Source organism: Paenibacillus sp. NRS-1781, from assembly GCF_050467745.1.
GTDB classification, from domain to species: domain Bacteria; phylum Bacillota; class Bacilli; order Paenibacillales; family Paenibacillaceae; genus Paenibacillus; species Paenibacillus terrae_A.
The window spans coordinates 15,221-35,525 of sequence record NZ_JBITPI010000063.1 but is presented as its reverse complement, the minus strand read 5'-3'; the positions used below and the strand labels follow the sequence as shown (position 1 = coordinate 35,525).

Here is a 20,305-nt window from a genome sequence, read left to right as displayed (position 1 = left end):
ATTCGATTGTTGCTAAGGTTTGTTGTACAATAGATTCCATATGAGGATTTTTGTGCAGAGGACTGCCGGAATCCTGAATTGACTGCTGAAGGATGGATTGTACATGTATGTAGCACAAGAATGGAAATATTATGAAGTAGTGGATACAGGCGGCGGCGAAAAACTGGAGCGTTGGGGCGATATTGTCCTGCGGCGGCCTGATCCGCAAATTATATGGCCGTTGTCCCAAGAAACAGCCGAGTGGCGCGATGTTCATGGACATTACCATCGCAGTTCCTCCGGGGGCGGTAGCTGGGATATGAAAAAGCCTACTCCCGAGCGCTGGACGATCAGCTACGGGCCGCTTAAATTCCACATTAAACCGACCAGCTTCAAGCATACTGGTCTTTTTCCGGAGCAAGCAGCGAACTGGAGCTGGATGATGGATAAGATTAAAGGCGCTGGCAGACCGATTTCGGTACTGAACCTGTTCGCCTACACTGGGGGAGCCACTACTGCCGCAGCGTATGCCGGGGCCAGTGTAGTTCACGTGGACGCCGCCAAGGGCATGGTACAGTGGGCGAAGGAGAATGTGCAATTGTCCGGCTTGGCCGACCGTCCGGTACGCTTCATTACGGACGATGTGTTCAAATTCGTGCAACGTGAACAACGCCGGGGAAACCGATATGATGCGATCATTATGGACCCTCCTTCCTACGGGCGCGGACCCAACGGTGAGACGTGGAAACTGGAAGAAAGCCTGTATCCGTTCCTGGAATCCTGCATGAGTATCATTTCCGATCAACCGCTATTCATGCTGATTAACTCCTATACCACGGGTATTTCCCCTACCGTACTGCGCAACATGCTGAGCATGACGATGCAGCAAAAGTACGGCGGTCAAATCAGTGCTGGTGAAATCGGATTGCCGATCACCCGCTCGGGCTTGAACCTGCCATGCGGTATTCTCGGACGCTGGGAGGCTTAATTCCTCCTATGACTCCAGATAAGCTTATCCGGCATGGGCATACACAATCGGACATTGCTGTTCTTTATGAGGACAACCATGTGTTGGCGATTGTGAAGCCTGTCAATGTTCCAACACAAGAGGATGCCAGCGGTGATCCTGATCTGCTCTCTTTACTCAAAGAAGATCTCAAGATCAGACACAATAAGCCTGGTAACGTGTTTTTGGGACTGGTTCACAGATTGGATCGGCCTGTAGGCGGGGCCATGATCTTTGCCAAGACGTCCAAAGCTGCTTCCCGGCTGTCTGAGTCGGTTCGAGGTCGTAGTTTCCGCAAGATGTATGTAGCGGTTCTAAACGGTGTCCCCACGGCCTTACAAGGCCGTCTGACCCATCACTTGCTAAAGGACAGCCGCACTAACACTGTTCAGGCGGTTCGTCCCGGCACGGCTGGCTCCAAGGAGGCTATTTTGGAGTACCGCGTACTTGGACAAGCAGATGGGCTCAGTCTTGTACAAATTGAGCTACTCACCGGACGCTCGCATCAGATTCGTGTACAGATGCAGGCTATCGGCTGTCCTCTATACGGGGATCAAAAATACGGTGGCAGCCTGAGCCGCCCAGGTCAACAATTGGCGCTCTGGTCTCTGCTTGCCGGAGCGCCGCATCCAGTTAGCAAGGAGAACATGAGCTTCCACTCGTTCCCTCCAGCCCAATTCCCATGGAGTGAGTGGCCTAAATCGCTTTATGAAAGCATGATCGAAGCTGAGAATTGAGCAGGCAAGTCTGCGTATTTAGCTTTTAATATCTTCAAATCAATATACAAAAAGAACCCGTAACGCATGTAATCAAACAAACATGCATTACGGGTTTTTTTAAAAAAAATCTATTAACCTTCCCATCCTTATGACGAGGAGACCACAGACTGCCCTTTCTTGCTGTTCACCAACTGCTGACGGGGCCGAGCGTTTTGAGCATTCGTATTCTTGATGAAAAACGCCAAAATCAGGGCCGCCACACTCAACAGCGTCGCAATGATAAAGGCTGAGTTGATACCGTAAATCGTAGCCTGATTGCCTGCTGCCAGCATCTCTGCTTTATCTGTAACAGATAATCCCTCAGATGCAACAATATTCGTCAGACGGTTGCTGCTTTGAGTCGACATCACCGTCACCAGAATTGCCGTCCCGATTGAACCGGAAATCATACGCAGTGTATTACTCATCGCCGTACCATGCGCATTCAATCGTTGCGGAAGCTGATTCAACCCGGCCGTTTGGATCGGCATCATCAGCAATGACATCCCGAACATCCGAACCGTATAATTAACCAGCAGTGTCATATAGGTCGTTGTCTCGGTCAAGCGTGAGAACTCCCAAGTCGTCACAGCCATGATCAACAAGCCGATCACGGACAACCAGCGTGCTCCAATTCGGTCAAAAATAGCCCCGGTCACAGGAGACATGGCCCCCATCAGAATCGCCCCCGGCAACATGAGCATACCGGACTCAAGCGGTGAAAAGCCGCGAATATTTTGCAAATAAATCGGTAGTAATATCATACCAGCGTACAAAGCCATCGTCACAATGACATTAATGATGGTCGTCAAGCTATACACATCGTATTTGAAGATGCGGAACTCCAGCATAGGTTCATCAACCTTCAACTGGCGAACAATAAACAGAATGAGTGCAATCGTCCCCACAATAAGCGTAGACAGAACCGGAATACTTCCCCAGCCCGATGTTCCTGCATCACTAAAGCCGTATAACAGTCCGCCGAAACCGAGCGTAGACAAAATGATGCCGGGAATGTCCAGCTTAGGCTTGGACTGCTCCGTTACATTTTTCAGAAAAATAAATCCGATCACAATCGAAATCACTGAAATCGGCAGGATGATCCAAAACAGTACCCGCCAGTCGTAATGCTGGACTATATAACCGGACAAGGTTGGTCCAATGGCTGGAGCAAAACCCATCGCAATCCCCAGTGTTCCCATCGCCCGGCCACGACGCTCAATGGGGTAGATGTTCAAGATAACGACCATCATTAAAGGCATCATAATACCCGCGCCCGCGGCCTGAATGAGACGTCCGATCAACAATATGCTAAAACTCGGCGCAATAGCGCACAACAGCGTGCCGATTGAAAAGATAATCATTGCACTAATAAACAATTTACGAGTGGAATAACGCGCAATCAAAAATGCGGTCACTGGGATCAATACCCCGTTCACGAGCATAAAGCCCGTACTAAGCCACTGAGCCACATTGGTATCTACATTCAGATCACTCATCATTTTCGGTAAAGCCACACTTATCAACGTCTGGTTTAAAATCGCAACAAACGCGCCAATCAACAGAGCGGCCACAATGGGTGCTCTGCGTACATTACCCGGTAGTGTCATTTGAGGACTGCTCAGGTTGATTCATTCCCTTCGGTGTCAATTTCATCATCATTTGTTTATGGATATCCAAGACCATGTCCAGATGCTCCTTCGGGATGTCCAGAATGGGCAAGACGCGCTCCATCCACATGGCGTCTACTTTTTGCATGATGTCTTTTCCTTCTGCCGTAAGCGTCAGCACTAAGGATCTACGATCATGCTCATGCCGTCCGCGAGCGATATATCCTGCCTTGGTCAAGCGGTCAACCACCCCGCTCATGGAGCTACAACCCATATGGGCTAAGTCTGCCAGCTCAGATAACCCGATATTGGGTCGTTTATTCAGAATCGCCAAAGCCATATGCTGAACGGCTGTCAGATCCAAATGCTGCTCCTCATTCCAGAAGGCATAAAATATCGTTTTGTTAACCTCCCTTACCGACTGAATAATCCGATACACCTCAAGTTTGTCTTCCTCTCTGTCACTCATTGGAACCATCCTTCTTCCCATTACCCAATTCACATTCCATATACATAATCAAGCAACTATTCGTATACGAAATGTTATTCATGTATAATAATTTTATCATGTTATATGTAAATGTCAACATTCACCCCTGTAACAAATATAAGTATTGAAAAGAGCAGATGAAGCTTACAGAATACAGAAATCCATTTAAAAAAGGTGTCACCAGCTACAGAATGTGTTTTTTCAACACAAAAACGCGGATATGTGTGACCCCTTTGGCCAGCCTTATCCGCGCATTTTTATTTAGAATATGAAAGAGGAGATGCTTACTCCGCTCGCTCCATTTGTTCCTTTACTGCCTTTGTCTCGTTTGCCGATGCAGAAGTTTTCGTTTTTGTGGTGATTTTACCTAACAAATAAACCAGCAAATTTTGATTATGCTGCGAAATGCGGTTTAGTGCAGAGCCTAGAAAATCATCCCTTATTTGCAGTCCCCGTTCCGCTTCTTCTCTTCCTTGATCCGAAATAACAATCCATACGATTCTGCGATCCTTTACGTCTCTAAAGCGGGTGACCAGGCGATTCCGCTCCATCCGGTCTAGCAGCATTGTAACCGCCGCAGGTGTGGTTGCGAGATACGGGATCAGTTGAGACGGTTTCATGCGGCCGTAATCATTCAGAACCTCCAGCACCGTAAGCTGAGCCTCAGTTAATGATGGAGCCAACTTCTGCTCCATATGAACCTTGTAATCCTTAGCCATTCTGGACCAGATTTTCGCAAATTCGGTCGTTTGCAATTTGCCTCACTCCTTTGAATAACAGGGTCAGTAAAAGCATCATAGTTACCGTATGGGCCACCGTCCGGATTGTATTTCATCACATTAAATTTTCGCCATTCAGCCCCGGTTTCCTGCCCTTTTTGGAGCATCAATTGAAAAGGGGAAGGAAGTCTCACTTCGGTTTTGGAGGCTGGTCAAGGTTCGACAGCATGACGGCAAAAAGGTCCTCATTCGTGCCGGAATGGCACGAGAGGACCTCTCTTTTTCGAGCTAAAAAGCGCTTGACTTTCCTGTTATTCTATGGACCGGGAAGCCTGTGGCTCACTACGCGGCAGCACATTCACAATTTCGTCCTTCTTCTCCACAGGAGCCAGCAGCTTGCCTGTATCCTTGCGGTCAGTCAAAGGAGCTTTTTCCGAAAGGAAGGACATCGTCTGTCCATCTGCAGTGATCGCAAACAATTGAATAGCTTCACGGCAATAGAAGGCAGCCACAATCCGAGTTCCGTTCGAACGTACCCGTTTGCCCTCCTTGAATTCGAAGGTGGTGATTCCTTTACCGCCTCGTCCCTGAGCAGGATAATCCAGTAGAAGCGTACGCTTGCCATAACCGGATTCCGTCAGCACCAGCACTTCTCCTTCATCCTCTTCCACCCACAGCGCTGCAACAATTTCGTCGCCTTCCGCCAGCTGTATACCTTTGACACCAGCCGAGACGCGACCCATTGCATTAACCTCTTGCTCCTTGAAGCGTATGCTCATCCCCGCACGGGTAATTAGCATAATATCCCGGGTACCGTCGCTTAGCGTTACCGATAATACCTCATCGTCCCCTGCTACCTTGCAGGCTGCTACGGCACTGGAACGTTTCGTTGCATAATCCTTCAGCTCGGTTCGCTTCACTTGGCCCTTCTTCGTTACAAACACCAGACTTTTGCCGATTTCCTCCATATTTTTGATCGGAATGACACTCACGATCCGATCATCCTTGGTTAAAGGAATAACGTTAACAATCGGGGTTCCCGGCTCTTTCCACTTATACTCTGGCACCTGATGCACAGGCAATAAGAAATATTGTCCGCGCTGAGTGAAGATGAGCAGCACATCCAGTGTGTTGACATCAAGCAATTGGGTGACATAATCTCCTTCCTTGACGCCGGAAGCTGAACGCTCCCCACCAGAGCGGGTGAAGGACAGCATACCTGTGCGCTTCACATAGCCGTCTTTGGAAAGAGTCAACAATACATCCTCTGCCCCAACCATGACTTCCAGATTTACCTTAATCTCATCAACCTCACCCTGTATGTCTGAACGGCGGTCAATGCCGTACTTTTCACGGATTTCCAGCAGTTCCTTGCGGATCAAGCTGACCAGCTTGCGATCACTTTCCAAAATAGAACGGTACTGTGTAATTTTTTTCTGGATTTCACTTAATTCCTTTTCCAGCGTAGTAATTTCCAGATTCGTGAGACGGTACAGCTGCAAGGTCAAAATAGAATCTGCCTGACGTTCGCTAAAGCCAAACATCCATTGCAAATTATTTTGCGCGTCCTGGCGATTTTTGGAAGATTTAATGGCCGCAATGACCTCATCCAGAATGTTCAGCGCCTTAACCAAGCCTTCCAACACATGGGCGCGATCCTCCGCCTTCTCCAGCTCAAACTGGATACGGTGTGTGACAACTTCGCGCTGATGGGCAATATACGCTTCCAAAATGGATTTCAAACCAAGCTGATGCGGCGCTTTGTTCACAATGGCTACCATGTTGAAGCTGTAAGCCACCTGAAGGTCAGTTTTTTTCAACAGATATGCCAAAATTCCTTCCGCATCGGCTTCCTTCTTCAGTTCCACAACAATTCGCAGACCGTTCCGGCCACTCTCGTCACGAACCTCGGCAATCCCTTCCACCTTTTTCTCCAGACGGATATTCTCCATGGCGGTTACGAGCCTTGATTTGACAATCTGGTATGGAATCTCCGTAATCACCAGTTGCTGCTTACCTCCGCGCAAAGACTGTATTTCCGTTTTGGAACGGATATAAATACGTCCTTTGCCTGTACGATATGCGTCCTTAATGCCTTCGCCACCCATAATTAGTCCGCCCGTCGGGAAATCAGGGCCTTTAATAAAGGTCATAATCTCTTCCAGCTCAATATCCGGCTTTTCCATCACGGCAATGCTGGCGTCAATGACCTCACGTAAGCTGTGTGTTGGAATTTCAGTCGCGAATCCAGCTGAAATTCCACTGGAGCCGTTGACTAGCAGATTCGGATAACGGGAAGGCAGCACAACTGGCTCCTTGGTCGAGTTATCAAAGTTATCCTTGAACAAAACCGTTCGTTTTTCAATGTCACGCAGCATTTCCATCGCGATTGGAGACAGACGTGCCTCCGTGTACCGCATAGCTGCCGCAGGGTCATCGTCCTGGGAACCCCAGTTGCCATGACCGTCCACCAGTACGTGACTCATTTTCCAAGGCTGCGCCATCCGTACCATACCATCGTAAATTGACGAGTCACCGTGGGGGTGATAATTACCCATCACATCCCCGACGGTTTTGGCAGATTTCCGATAAGCCTTATCCGGTGTGTTGCCGGAATCGTACATGGAGTACAGAATACGGCGCTGTACTGGCTTTAACCCATCCCGCACATCCGGTATCGCCCGATCCTGAATAATATATTTGGAATATCGGCCAAAGCGGTCACCGACCACTTCCTCCAGAAAAGCTGGCAAAAATTGCTCCGATAAGCTCATGTATACACCTCATTTGATAGCACTACTCTACATATTCCGTAAAATCTACGTTTTCCACAATCCAGCGCTTGCGCGGATCAACCTTGTCGCCCATCAATGTGGACACACGGCGTTCAGCCTTGGCTGCATCCTCAATCTGGACGCGTAGCAAGGTACGTGACTCGGGATTCATCGTTGTTTCCCATAACTGATCAGGGTTCATCTCCCCGAGTCCTTTATAGCGTTGAAGCTCAAAATTCCGTCCAAATTCCTTTAAGTAATTGTCAAGCTGCTCATCAGTCCAAGCATAACGTACCGTTTCGAGCTTACCTGACTTACGGGTTATTTTATACAATGGCGGTTGAGCGATAAATATGCGTCCCGCATCAATCAGCTCTTTCATATACCGATAAAAGAACGTCAGCAGCAACACTTGAATGTGGGCGCCGTCTGTATCCGCATCCGTCATAATGATGATTTTGGAATAATTGCTATCTTCAAGCGTAAATTCTGTTCCTACCCCCGCCCCGATTGCTGCTGTAATCGCGCGATACTCATCATTTTTCATAACATCCGCCAGCTTGGATTTCTCCGGGTTCATCGGCTTGCCCTTCAAGGGCAAAATAGCCTGAATTTTGGAATCCCGTCCCTGCTTCGCCGATCCTCCAGCCGAATCACCTTCCACGATAAACAGCTCGTTTCGTGTAAAATCCTTGGACTGCGCAGGCGATAGCTTGCCATTCAGATTAGAGCTTTCACTGCGTTTCTTGCCGGAACGCATTTCGTCACGAGCCTTACGTGCTGCTTCACGCGCTCTGGACGCCTGAACTGCCTTTTTGATTAACGTTTGCGCTACCTGCGGATTTTCCTCCAGAAAACGCTGAATCTGCTCCGATACAATTGCATCCACCGTACTACGTGCGGAAGCGCTACCCAACTGATCCTTCGTCTGACCGACGAATTCAACCTCGGCCATCTTGACACTGATTACGGCCATCATTCCCTCACGTAAATCATTGCCTTCCAGATTCTTATCCTTTTCCTTCAGCATTACCGTGCGTCGCGCATAGTCGTTCATGACACGGGTGTAAGCGGTTTTGAAGCCCGTTTCATGCGTACCCCCGCCGCGTGTCGGAATGGAGTTGACAAACGAAGCAATCGTTTCGGTATAACCTGCGTTGTACTGAATGGCAATTTCCACCTCAACGTCTTCCTTCTCCGCGTTGAAGTGAATGACGTCATGCAGCACGTCCTTACCTTCATTCAGAAAAGCAACAAATTGGCTTGCTCCGCCTTCATAAAAATACTCATCCGATTTCCCGCTGCGTTCATCTTTAAGCTGGATACGAAGACCTGAGTTCAGAAAAGCAATTTCCTGAAGACGCTCGGCCAGCGTATCGTAATTGAAATAAATGCCCGCCTGAAATACACGAATATCCGGTTTAAAAGTAATTTTGGTACCTGTCTTGTTGGTATTGCCCAGCACTTCAAGGCCTGTGGTCGGTTCCCCGACATGTTCCACGCCCTTCTTGTCCTGCCAATATTCAAACCGCTGACGGTGAATCTTGCCGTCCCGGTAAATTTCCACTTCAAGCCATTCCGAAAGAGCGTTCGTTACTGACGCGCCTACACCGTGCAGACCCCCGGACTTTTTATATCCCGAACCGCCGAACTTACCTCCGGCGTGCAAAATGGTGAATACTACCTGCGGTGTTGGGATTCCTGTTTTGTGCATTCCTGTAGGAATACCACGTCCGTTGTCTGTTACTGTAACGGAACCGTCCTTATGCATTGTAATGTCAATGCGGGAGCAAAACTTGGCAAGATGCTCATCCACCGCATTGTCCACAATTTCCCATACCAAATGATGTAGTCCCGAAGAACTGGTGCTCCCAATATACATGCCCGGCCGTTTGCGAACTGCCACAAGCCCTTCGAGCACTTGAATGTCGTCCACGCCATATTCTGAAGCTCCGTTCTGAGTGCCGGTCGCTCCCGCAGACAAGTCGATTTTGTCGACCATTCATGCTCCCCCTTTGTCTAATCGTAACCGTGTTTTGCCTTATTCTTGATGATTTTCACCAAAAATGCAAACAGATGTTTTCTTTTACCTTGTCCATTTTAATTCAATATATCCCGTTTCGTAAAGACGGCGAATGAAACAATCAGCGCCGCAGCCCCCCAAATGCCCAGTACAGCTAAAGAAAATGGCAAGGTCATCCCCTCAATCGGGGCGGGACTTCCTGATAAATAATCGGTCAATTCGAGGTTAACCATAAATAAATATTTGGCACTCTGCCAGGATGAGGCCATATTCGTTAAAATCGTGCCCGAAATGAGCGCAGCCATCATCACCACAATGCTTGCCGCCGTACTACGTACCAGCACCGAAACCATAAAGGCAAGCGAAGCTATCACAAGACTGACGAACCAGATCAATCCGGCTTGCAGCATCAGATAGTACCATTGCGGGATCGCATGTACCGCCGACACATCCACCGTTGATCCAGCAATTTGGAAGCCCGTAAATACCGGAACATTAAAGCCTTTAAAGCCAAAAAACAGTCCTGATATAAGATAACTGATCACAAACACAGCCAAAATGATGAGCGAAACGAACATATACAGTGTTAGCAGCTTGCTTAGCAGCACCTTCCACCGCCTGACAGGGCGGGTCAGCAGCATTTTTATCGTACCCGTCGTCCGTTCTCCTGAAACCAGATCGGAGGCAATCGCCATAATAAGCAATGGAACGAACAAATTAATGGAATTGTCCATAAACTCTCTGGTAAAGGTTACACCACTTGGTTCATTCGGGTTCACGTCATTTTCCAGATAATATTGCATTTGTTGGACAAATACACGCCTGTAGGTCTTCCATTCCTCCGGAACCCGGTCGCTGCCCAGCGAATTTTGGTTGTCGGTAATGGCCTGACGCAGCTCCAGCCGCCAGTCATTGCCGAATTTTTCGCGGTTATTTTCTGCCACCTTCATCTGAGCGTACGTAAAAATCGGCACAAGCACAAGCAAAACAAGTAAAATGACATAAAATCGTTTCTTCTTGATGATTTTGAGTGTTTCATTTTGTACGAGCGGTAAAATGTTATTCAAGAATCTCACCTTCCGTCATTTTCAGGAATAACTGCTCCAGTGTAGGGCTGATTTTGGTTACACCTTTAACGGAAATGCCGGAAGCCGCCATTTGTACGACCAGCTCCGCGATATGCTCTTCGTCCATTTCTGTAAAAATAGCATCCGCTCCGCTGCCTGCAACAATGCTATCATCAATCAGTTCATCGGCGTTTGTAATGATTTGTACATGCGGAGAGCCTTCCAACAGGGCAAGACCCTGATCATGGGGCTCCAGTTGCCATACCGCCATACGCGAATGTGTTTCAACCAATTCCCTCACACCGCCAACAGCAAGCACCCTTCCCCTGCTAATAATCGCGACACGATCACACAGCAACTGGATTTCACTAAGCAAGTGACTGGAAACAAATACAGCCATGCCCTCTGCCGCTAGCAGACGTATAAAAGCTCTCATTTCCTTGATCCCCTTGGGGTCCAATCCGTTTGTCGGTTCATCCAGAATAAGCAGCTTGGGTCTGCCAAGCAATGCCTGAGCAATACCGAGACGCTGGCGCATCCCAAGAGAATACGTACTTACTTTATCATGAATACGGCGATCCAGCCGCACCAGCTCCACCACTTCACGAATGCGCTGTTCATTCACGCCACGCTGCATGCGGGCAAAATGCTCCAGATTCTCCCACCCTGTCAAATAGCTGTATACCTCCGGATTTTCCACAATAGAACCAATATGCCGCAAAGCCTGCTCCGGATCACGGTTCACATTATGACCGCACACAGTAATGGTGCCCTCCGTAGGCTTGATCAGATCGACCAGCATCCGAATGGTCGTCGTTTTTCCAGCCCCATTGGGACCAAGAAAGCCAAAAATTTCACCCGCACGCACATCGAAGGTTACATCTTGAATAATCATTTTGCGTCCAATACGCTTTTTGACGTGCTGAACAGAGAGAACCGTTTCGTTGTTGCTTCTGCCTCCGTCTTGACTTCCGATCTGGTAGTCGGAATGATAGCCGGATGCTCCATTCATCCTTGTCGAATCTTTGGCTACATCGGACTCAGTCTTGTCAGCAGATTGGATGCTCATCACTTGTTCCCTCCCTTCTTCACTTCAGCAGGTTGACTGCTCGTGGACTGTTGTCCATCCCCCGTATTGTCGCCTTCCTTAGCCGCTGCTGCTACTGCAAACCCTTGAGCGATTCGCTCAGCAATTGCCTGATAGCCCTGTCCGTTAGGATGAAAATGATCGGAGGATAAATAAACCGGCAAATTTTGCTGAAATAAATCGAAGGTTGGAATCAGCGTCATATGACTGTTTTTATTGGTAATTGCCATAGCAGCCAAATTCCATTCCGTCACGACCAGATTTCCCGGAATTTTCATTTCCGGCAGGTCACTGAATGGATTATATAGTCCAACGTATATAATTTTTGCCTTAGGATTGATTTTCCCGACTTTTAACAGCACTTTTTGTAAACGCTTGGCTGCATCAGGCAGAGCCTTGCGCAAGCCATTAAGCGTAGGTGGCTCTTTGCCGGTTTGGGCAGCTTGTGCCCCCTGAAACAAATCATTTCCGCCAATGGACACAATAATAACATTGGCCTTTTTCAACACATAGGCCACGCCAGGCTCATCCAGTTTGGTCAAAAGTCCCTGAGTCGTCAGGCCGTTAATGCCCAGATTGTTAATGAGCTGAGCCTTATGGCCTTCCTGATCATTTAACAAGGTCACCGACCGTCGTACAAAACCGCTGCCTGAGTCATCGCCAGTTCCTTTCGCCAGCGAATCTCCAATGGCAGCTACCCGAAACTCCCCCGTCTGAGTTGCAGCGGATGGCGCATTTTGTATCTGCGATGAACCCGAATTTACAGGTTTGGTGCTAACGAGCGGCTCTGGAGCCGTAATGCTTCGTACTGCGGCAATAAATCCGTACAATAATAGCAGTGTGGCGGCGATGGACACGGAACCGACAGACCGCCAGATCCATTTTGATGAATTCACTCGTGTTCCCTCCTGATAACTTAGTGAAATAAACATAAAGCTTCTCATATCATTTTGCAAATAAACCGTTCTGAGTGTTATGAAGCATACATGAGCATTTTGCAACAATCCCAAGAGCTATTTCAAATCAGCAATATAGAAATCGAAACGGTTTAGTTCGTCTATCTATTGTACTTTCGAGCGTTGGGAATCGAATGATGCAAAATGCTGTAGCATGCTAAAAAGGATGGCATATCGCCATCCTTTTTATTACGACTTTTTGGTTCATACAGTTCGTCCTTTACCTCTGCATAGCTGAAAAACTCACTTGGTATCGGGTATAAAGCTTTTGATCCATTGTCCGAAGCTGCCCGGATTTCTGCTTTGGATCAATATCGTCCCCTCGCCGCGAAAACGGCATACAAGTGCTTCTCCGCTCGTTACACTGGACAACCAGCCTTTGGACGCTTTTTCAATTTTGTAATCCATATAGTCCGGCCATGCCACCAGATGAGCGTTATCAATAATACGCTCTTCTCCGGGTGCAACATAAATCGGATAAATGGCTCCGTAAGAGGATAAAAACACAGTTCCGCGACCGCTAATTTCAACGATAAAAAAACCTTCGCCCGAGAACAATCCTTTCATCAGATTCTGCATTTTAGTGCTGACCTCAATGCCCTCCGTACACGCCAGGAAGCCATCCTTTTGCACCAAAAGTCTATACGTACCGTCCAATTCCACTGCTTGTACATCGCCTATACTTGCCGGAGCAAGCAGCACCTCAGCTGGCCCTCGAGATGCTCTCAGCTCCTGAAAAAAGAATTTCTCCCCGCTCAGCATCCGGCCTAAGCCGCGCAACAACCCACCATCCACAGTCCCCTTTATATCCACGCTGGAAGACATGGAAACCATAGCTCCCATCTCCGCTTTAATCGTTTCTCCAGGGTTCATCTGTACCTTGAGCATAGCAAAGGCACCTTCATGCACAATTTCGTAGCTCATTCGTTCACCTGACTTTCCCATAAGTTATCAGTTATCAGTTATCAGTTATCAATATAGTTTAGTGTTATCATACTATACTTGTCGCACTTATGCCTGTTCTTGCATATAAGTAAAAGTGATAGATAAGCGCACCAATAGAGGGGAAAACAACGTAAAAAGCCCGCTGAACGTGTCAGCAGGCCTTGAATTTAGCGTTAGGTTGTCAGTATAATATCATAATGACGTTTGAAACGCTTTTTTTATGATCGACTTTTAGTTACGTGTAAATTCCTGTACCCAGTATCCATTATAGTAAGCCACACCGATTTGTGTATATTCTGCCTTCAAAATATTTTCACGGTGTCCCTGACTGTTCATCCAGGCTTTCATAACTTCTTGCGGTGTTTGTTGTCCCATCGCAATATTTTCACCCGCATACGTATAAGTTACGCCGAATTTCTTCATCATATCAAAAGGTGAGCCGTAAGTCGGTGATGTATGGGAAAAGTAATTGTTTGTACTCATATCCTTTGCCTTGGCCAAAGCTACTTCGGTAAGCTTCGCGTTAGAAGCGAGTGGGCTTAAACCTTTTTGGCTACGCTCGTTATTCACCAGCTTTACTACTTCTACAGCAAATTGAGACTTACTGAGCTGTGCATCCGACCCGGCGGACTGACCTGCTCCTGAATTCGTATTTTGAGCTTTCGACTGTTTGTTGGTAGCAGGCTGTGAACCTTTTTGGTTAGCAGGCTTTGCTACTTGCTTGTCGGAAGAAGGATTCGTTGTCTTTGTTTTCGCTTGAGCCTGTCCGGACAAATCTTGAATTACGGTCTTCGTAATCGTAGTCGTTCCGTTAGAGGTATTCACCGTATATCCGTTATCCTGGAACCATTGTTGTAATTGGGCAGACAAATCGTCAGCTGGTGAAGCTGATGCCGGAACGATGAATCCTGCGGATAACATAGCGGTTAAACTTCCCATCACCAGTGTTTTTTTCAACATATTCTTCATTTCGTCATCTCCTTATTGTATAATGCCTTGTTGTGAACCTGCCTGGTTACAACTTTGTAATCTTTACTCTAGCAGTATAACATGTTTCATAGCAGGATCAATGGTATAAAAGTTGGAAAAAAAATAGCCCCGTTCGGCAATGGCCTAAACGGAACTGATCTATGGTAATGAGGCTCTGAATATAATCCGGGCTTGTACAGGGCTGTTATTTAAGCTTTTTGCTAAAACGATAGCCTTGCTTTTCAAAGCCGATTCGGTTGTAGAATGCCTGGGCCTCTATTTGTTTGATGCGGTTATTTGCTCCGGTAATGAACAAATGAAAGCTTCCTTGTGCACGTCCCCACTCCTCACCGCAGGCCACCAAGCGCTTGCCGATGCCCTCGCCGCGATACTCCTTGCTCACGACCAGCATGGTGATTTGTACGGCAGGATCAGGATAAGCCAGGCTTTGAGCCGTATGCATGCCGATTACGCCGACAACACGACCATCCATTTCTGCGACCATCATATTGGCTTGGCAGTCCTCCTGCGTAGTTCCCATAACTTCTTTCATCACACCACAAGTCATCGGATATCCGACTTCTCTTAGCAGTCCTGTTACGGCTTCGCAATCGCCAAGCTCTACGGAACGAATTGTCAGTACTGGAATCATCACACTGTTAGACATGATTTACCTCCACTTTCAGCATATTGGCAGCTTCTTTGGCCGTCTTCCGTGCTGTTTCCACATCTCCCGCAGCGCTAAGCGCTACAGCCATCCGGCGTCCCGGCTTGGTTTCTGGCTTACCGAACACTCGCACCTGTGTCCGGGGTAGCAATAATGCATCATGCAGACCACCGATTACAAAATCCCGTGTAGCTTGTTCTGCCTTCAAGGTAGCCGAAGCCCCAGGGGTTAGCAGTGTAACAGACGGTATCGGGAATCCGAGAATGGCCCGTACATGAAGCGCAAATTCCGACAAATCCTGCGTAATCATTGTTACCATTCCCGTATCATGCGGACGGGGGGATACTTCACTGAATACGACGCCATCAGCCGTTAAAAACAGCTCCACGCCAAACAATCCGTAACCACCCAGTTCATCCGTAATCGTACGGGCAATGTCCTCCGCGTCCGAAAGTTGCTTGTCCGTCATGCCATGAGGCTGCCAAGATTCGACATAATCCCCATCCTTTTGAATGTGGCCAATCGGTGGGCAAAAAGTCGTACCCGATACCGATCTGACAGTCAATAACGTAATTTCACTTTCAAACGGAACAAAAGCTTCAACAATGACACGTGTTGTTTTGGCACGTGCGCCTTCCAACGCTGTATTCCAGCAGGATTCCGCGTCTTCGGGTGTCCGGCATACAGACTGCCCTTTACCCGACGAACTCATCAAGGGCTTGACCACGCATGGCGTGCCCAGCTCATGAACCGCTGACCGCAACTGCTCAAAATCATCTGCAAAGCGGTAGGAGGCGGTCGGAAGCAGCAGCTTCTCGGCAGCAAGCCTGCGAATACCCTCCCGGTCCATCGTAAGACGAGCGGCCCGGGCCGTTGGAACTACGTGAAATCCCTCTTGCTCCAATTCTTCCAAAGCACCCGTAGCAATAGCTTCGATTTCAGGTACAATTATGTCGGGCTTTTCCTTGCGAATCAGTGCCTTCAATGCCTCAGCATCCTGCATATCCAAACCATAAGAACGATGAGCCACCTGCATTGCTGGAGCCAGTTCATAGCGGTCTACAGCAATACATTCCACGCCAAGCCGCTGAGCTTCAATAATGACTTCTTTTCCCAATTCGCCGCTACCCAGAAGCAGCATCTTTTTAGCCCCGGCAGAAAAAGGAGCACCCCACATCTTGAACTCTTCCCCCTCTGAAGATATTGCTCTGATCTCTTTTCATCTTTATTTTCAGGGTTTAGCTCCAAGAATGCAATAGCGCTCCGCATTTAAATTTACAAAAATCGCGATTTTTTGATCTTTTTTTTACAAAAATCTAAATTGTGCTTCCACCAGCCCCCGATAAATTCCATGTTTTTTCATCAATTGTTCATGATTCCCACTTTCTTGGATCTGCCCGTGATCCAGCACGACGATATGATCCGCATTCCGAATGGTGGACAAACGATGAGCAACCATGAAGGAGGTTCTGCCTTCCAGCAGCACCTGAAGAGCCTCCTGAATTTTCAGCTCTGTTTCCGTATCTATACTGGCTGTGGCTTCATCCAATATGAGAATACGTGGATTAGCCAGTAAAGCGCGGGCAAAGGATAGCAGCTGCCGCTGGCCCATGGACAGCATCCCGCCCCGCTCCTCTACCTCTGTTTCATAGCCGCCCGGCAAATGAACGATGAATTCATGAGCATTGACTGCCTTCGCAGCCGCTTCAATTTCCTCATCCGTTGCATCCAGTCGACCGAATCGAATATTATCGCGGATCGTACCTGAAAAAATAAATGTATCCTGAAGTACGATGCTAATTTGGCTACGCAAGCTCTCCACCGTTACGTCACGCACATCATGACCGTCAATCGTAAGTCGCCCTGATGTAATGTCATAAAACCGGCTGAGCAGGTTAATGATTGTGCTTTTACCAGATCCGGTATGCCCGACAAGCGCAATGGATTGACCCGCCTCGACAGAGAGATGAATGCCTTTAAGCGCCTGACGCCCCTTTTCATATTCAAAAATAACTTCTTCAAAATGGATATCGCCACGAATAGACGGCAGGTCTTGGGCTCCCGGCTTATTCGCAATATTCGGCTGTTCATCCATAAACTCAAAAATTCTTTCCGACGAAGCCATCGCTACCAGCAACTGGTTGTACATCTGGCCCAGTCGATTAATCGGGTCCCAAAAGTTCCCCACATAGTTGGCAAACGCAACCAGCAGACCTACCGTAAGCTGATCCGTCTGAATCAGATGCGCTCCGAACCAGAACAGCACAAGCGTACCCAAGCCTCCGGTAATATCAATGAGCGGGCCGAATATCTGATTCATGGCAGATGCTTTATCCCAAGATCGCTTGCTGGAGCTGTTCATGTTATCGAAATAAGCCATGTTTTCCTGCTCCTGCGTGTACGCCTGTGTCACACGGATACCCTGAATGGATTCATTCAGATGAGAGTTGATACGGGAATTCTTCATGCGTACTTCCTGCCAGGCACGGCGGATGCGCACACGCAGCTTGGTAGAGATTAAAAACATGATCGGAACAGTCACGATGACCGCCAGACCAAGCTTCCAGTTAATCAGCAGCAAAATGACGATGATTCCAGTGAGCTGTACACAGTCAATCAGGACATTCACCGCACCATTCGTAAATAGATCCTGAAGCGAGTTGATGTCATTCGTAACGCGTACCAAGACAGATCCAGCCGGTCTTTTATCAAAAAAGTTGAAAGAAAGCTTCTGAATATGCTTGAACAGATCCTCACGCAGATCGTAAATGACACGTTGACCGATAATATTGGTGAATTTAATGCGGTACGTACTGGCTGCCCATTGAATTAAATATAGCAACAGCACTGCTCCCGTTATAAGCAGCAGCAATTTTACACTCGGCAGTGCAGGCCCTACGGGAGCAATCGCCTTGTCAATGGCCAGACTGATCAAATAGGGTACAGTCAGCTTGGTGATGGTACCAAGAATCATCATGACCAGTAGTATCGGCAGGATCTGCCGGGCGTAAGGCTTCATGTATGCGAGCAACCGTTTGAATTCGTTCCAGTTAAACGGTTTGTCGATGATATCATCATCCTGGTACACAAATCGCTCATTCATTGGTTTTTGAATCGTTTTGGCTTTTTCAGCGGGTACATTCATGATCTCACCTGCCTTTCGGATGCACCGTCAGGAGTCTGGGCTATGTAGTCGGCGTATTGAATATGATACACATCCTGATACGGACCTGGAGTGGCAATGAGCTGTTCATGCGTTCCTCGCTGGGCTATCCGCCCTTCCTCCAGCACTACAATTTCATCAGCATGGCGAAGTGAAGAAATACGATGAGCAATAATAAAGGTCGTCCGTCCCCGCATAACCTCTTGAAAACCGGTCTGGATTTCATGCTCCGTCTCCATATCGACCGCGCTGGTCGCATCATCAAGCACCAGAATTTTCGGATTTTTAAGTAGTGCGCGCGCGATGGCAATCCGTTGCTTTTGCCCACCAGACAGCCCCAGTCCCCGTTCACCGACAACTGTGTCATAACCCAATGGCAGCTCGGTAATAAATTCATGCGCTTGGGCCAGCTTGGATACGCGTATAATGTCATCCTTACTGACATGGCTTAATCCATAAGCAATGTTGTTACGGATGGAAGATGAGAACAGGAACGTCTCCTGGAACACGGAAGAAATTTGAGCACGTAAATCACGGATTTTCAAATGGCGTATATCCGTCCCATCCAGCTTGATGCTGCCTGCGTTCACATTGTAAGCTCGCATAAGCAGCTGAATAATGGTGGATTTACCTGATCCGGTTCCGCCCAAAATACCGATGACTGATCCCGGGGGCGCATCCAGGTTGATGTCAACGACAGCGGGCAGCTTATTCCCGTAAGCAAAAGTGACATGCTCAAAGGTGACATGGCCCTCTACCTCATTAGCATCGAGCGACAGAGCATCAGCTTCATCGGTAACATCCACCGATTGATTCAGTAGCTCCAAGACCCGTTCACCGGAAGCTTTGGACTGGGTATAGTTATTGATATGGAAGCCAATGTTCCAGATGGGGCCGATAATGTACCAAATTAAGCTAAAAAAGGCGACAAGCTGACCCAGAGTCAGCGACTTTTCAATGACCAGATAGCCCCCCATGCCCAGTAGAAGAACGACACTGACCGAAGCAATCAGTTCCATGGCGGGGAAGAAACGGCTCCACAGGGAAGCAGCTTGAATTTGATTATTTTTGTATTGCTCATTTCGCACTGAAAATTTTTCAACCTCATATGATTCGCGGGCAAATGATTTGACGGTGCGCACACCTGTTATATTTTCCTGCACCGCTGTCGTCAAGGCGCTGAGCGCAAGCCGCATTTCCTGAAAGGTGGGGTGAATTCGGGATTCGAACTTAAACGTGACGAAGAGCAGCAAGGGCATGCTGATCATCGTAATGAGGGTGAGCTGCCAGTTGATATACAGCATCATTATTGATCCGAATACGACCATCAGTACCACATTGAGGATTTGGGCAAAACCAAACCCGATAAAGTTGCGAATCGCCTCCAAATCACCCGTCAAACGGGACATGAGATCCCCTGTTTTGGCAGTGTCATAATATCTGAAGGACAAAAATTGAAGCTTTTCATAACAAGCATTGCGGAGTCGGTATGCCAGATAGTTACCCAGCCGTCCACCAAAAAAACCGTGTAAAAATTGCATAAAGCCTTTGACGATCACGACTCCCAGCACAGTTAGAGCCAGCGCGGGGACTTTCCCGAAGTCACCGGGAATGATAGCGTTATCAATTAGCCTTTGGAGCAGGTTTGGATACACCAGTCCCAGGGCCGTCGCTATCGCAAGGCATAGAATGGAAAGAAATAGATAATGTCTCCTCTCACGAAAAAAGCCCTGCAATTGCCTGAGCACTTCCATGTCAATGTCCCTCCATTAGTTGCACGACGTTGTTATATGGCTTAGTGAAGTTTACCATTCGCATTCCAAGGGGGCAAAGAGGATAACTGACCGTTTTCAGGCAGGTTCGCAATTGGCGGGTGATTAGACAAATTAAATCGCTTTCTTATCATTGAATATGGCTAATTACTCGGTATTGCTGTCTTTTTGAAGCATGCGTAAAACACCGGGTTGTCCCGCAACCCGGTGTCCTGATGAAAGATAGCTTGTCCATGAAGCGGCGGTAGCCCGCAAGCTATGAATGGAATGCTATTAGGCGGCTGATTAGGCCATCTGAAAAATGAACTTTGGCAATGTGC

At 47.9% G+C, this 20,305-nt stretch carries 16 protein-coding genes; 2 read left to right on the top strand and 14 right to left on the bottom strand.

Annotation, left to right across the window (positions count from 1 at the left end):
* Positions 1-103: 103 nt before the first annotated feature.
* Both ACIFO6_RS21410 and ACIFO6_RS21405 read left to right on the top strand, forming a co-directional pair.
* A complete protein-coding gene (locus tag ACIFO6_RS21410; RefSeq protein WP_430043685.1) occupies positions 104-967 on the top strand; it encodes a class I SAM-dependent methyltransferase in 864 nt (287 codons plus the stop codon).
* A gap of 8 nt (positions 968-975) precedes the next feature.
* The gene (locus tag ACIFO6_RS21405) at positions 976-1,722 is read left to right on the top strand and encodes an RluA family pseudouridine synthase (RefSeq protein WP_430043683.1); all 747 of its coding nucleotides are present in this window, start codon (positions 976-978) and stop codon (positions 1,720-1,722) included.
* A gap of 128 nt (positions 1,723-1,850) precedes the next feature.
* Here ACIFO6_RS21405 and ACIFO6_RS21400 read toward each other — a convergent pair whose 3' ends face one another.
* The 14 genes from ACIFO6_RS21400 to ACIFO6_RS21335 form a co-directional block, all read right to left on the bottom strand.
* Positions 1,851-3,353, bottom strand: coding sequence for a DHA2 family efflux MFS transporter permease subunit (locus tag ACIFO6_RS21400; protein ID WP_430043681.1), 1,503 nt, complete (start codon positions 3,351-3,353; stop codon positions 1,851-1,853).
* Positions 3,337-3,822, bottom strand: coding sequence for a MarR family winged helix-turn-helix transcriptional regulator (locus ACIFO6_RS21395; protein ID WP_430043678.1), 486 nt, complete (start codon positions 3,820-3,822; stop codon positions 3,337-3,339). The genes ACIFO6_RS21400 and ACIFO6_RS21395 overlap by 17 nt, the downstream gene beginning before the upstream one ends.
* A gap of 305 nt (positions 3,823-4,127) precedes the next feature.
* The gene (locus tag ACIFO6_RS21390) at positions 4,128-4,598 is read right to left on the bottom strand and encodes a MarR family winged helix-turn-helix transcriptional regulator (RefSeq protein WP_430043677.1); all 471 of its coding nucleotides are present in this window, start codon (positions 4,596-4,598) and stop codon (positions 4,128-4,130) included.
* A 275-nt stretch (positions 4,599-4,873) separates the two neighbouring features.
* Entirely contained in the window at positions 4,874-7,336 is a 2,463-nt protein-coding gene (gene gyrA / locus ACIFO6_RS21385; protein WP_430043675.1) for a DNA gyrase subunit A, read from the bottom strand.
* 22 nt (positions 7,337-7,358) lie between these two features.
* On the bottom strand, positions 7,359-9,338 hold the full coding sequence (parE, locus tag ACIFO6_RS21380; RefSeq protein WP_430043673.1) for a DNA topoisomerase IV subunit B: 1,980 nt from the start codon (positions 9,336-9,338) through the stop codon (positions 7,359-7,361).
* A gap of 98 nt (positions 9,339-9,436) precedes the next feature.
* Entirely contained in the window at positions 9,437-10,426 is a 990-nt protein-coding gene (locus ACIFO6_RS21375; protein WP_430043671.1) for an ABC transporter permease, read from the bottom strand.
* A complete protein-coding gene (locus tag ACIFO6_RS21370; RefSeq protein WP_430043669.1) occupies positions 10,419-11,495 on the bottom strand; it encodes an ABC transporter ATP-binding protein in 1,077 nt (358 codons plus the stop codon). The genes ACIFO6_RS21375 and ACIFO6_RS21370 overlap by 8 nt, the downstream gene beginning before the upstream one ends.
* Complete coding sequence (locus ACIFO6_RS21365; protein WP_430043667.1) at positions 11,495-12,445, bottom strand: GDSL-type esterase/lipase family protein; 951 nt, start codon at positions 12,443-12,445, stop codon at positions 11,495-11,497. Before ACIFO6_RS21365 ends, ACIFO6_RS21370 begins: the two co-directional genes overlap by 1 nt.
* 267 nt (positions 12,446-12,712) lie before the next feature.
* Positions 12,713-13,393: a TIGR00266 family protein gene (locus ACIFO6_RS21360; RefSeq protein WP_430043665.1), complete on the bottom strand. Its 681-nt coding sequence runs from the start codon at positions 13,391-13,393 to the stop codon at positions 12,713-12,715.
* A 252-nt stretch (positions 13,394-13,645) separates the two neighbouring features.
* Positions 13,646-14,383 carry a CAP domain-containing protein gene (locus ACIFO6_RS21355; RefSeq protein WP_430043663.1) on the bottom strand — a complete coding sequence of 246 codons (738 nt, stop codon included), beginning with the start codon at positions 14,381-14,383 and terminating at the stop codon, positions 13,646-13,648.
* 205 nt (positions 14,384-14,588) lie between these two features.
* Entirely contained in the window at positions 14,589-15,050 is a 462-nt protein-coding gene (locus ACIFO6_RS21350; RefSeq protein ID WP_430043661.1) for a GNAT family N-acetyltransferase, read from the bottom strand.
* Entirely contained in the window at positions 15,043-16,227 is a 1,185-nt protein-coding gene (purT, locus tag ACIFO6_RS21345) for a formate-dependent phosphoribosylglycinamide formyltransferase (protein ID WP_430043660.1), read from the bottom strand. Before purT ends, ACIFO6_RS21350 begins: the two co-directional genes overlap by 8 nt.
* A 129-nt stretch (positions 16,228-16,356) precedes the next feature.
* Positions 16,357-18,195 (bottom strand): ABC transporter ATP-binding protein, encoded by a 1,839-nt coding sequence (locus ACIFO6_RS21340; RefSeq protein WP_430043658.1) that lies wholly within the window; start codon positions 18,193-18,195, stop codon positions 16,357-16,359.
* Positions 18,192-19,967, bottom strand: coding sequence for an ABC transporter ATP-binding protein (locus tag ACIFO6_RS21335; RefSeq protein WP_430043656.1), 1,776 nt, complete (start codon positions 19,965-19,967; stop codon positions 18,192-18,194). The genes ACIFO6_RS21340 and ACIFO6_RS21335 overlap by 4 nt, the downstream gene beginning before the upstream one ends.
* Between the last annotated feature and the right edge of the window lie 338 nt (positions 19,968-20,305).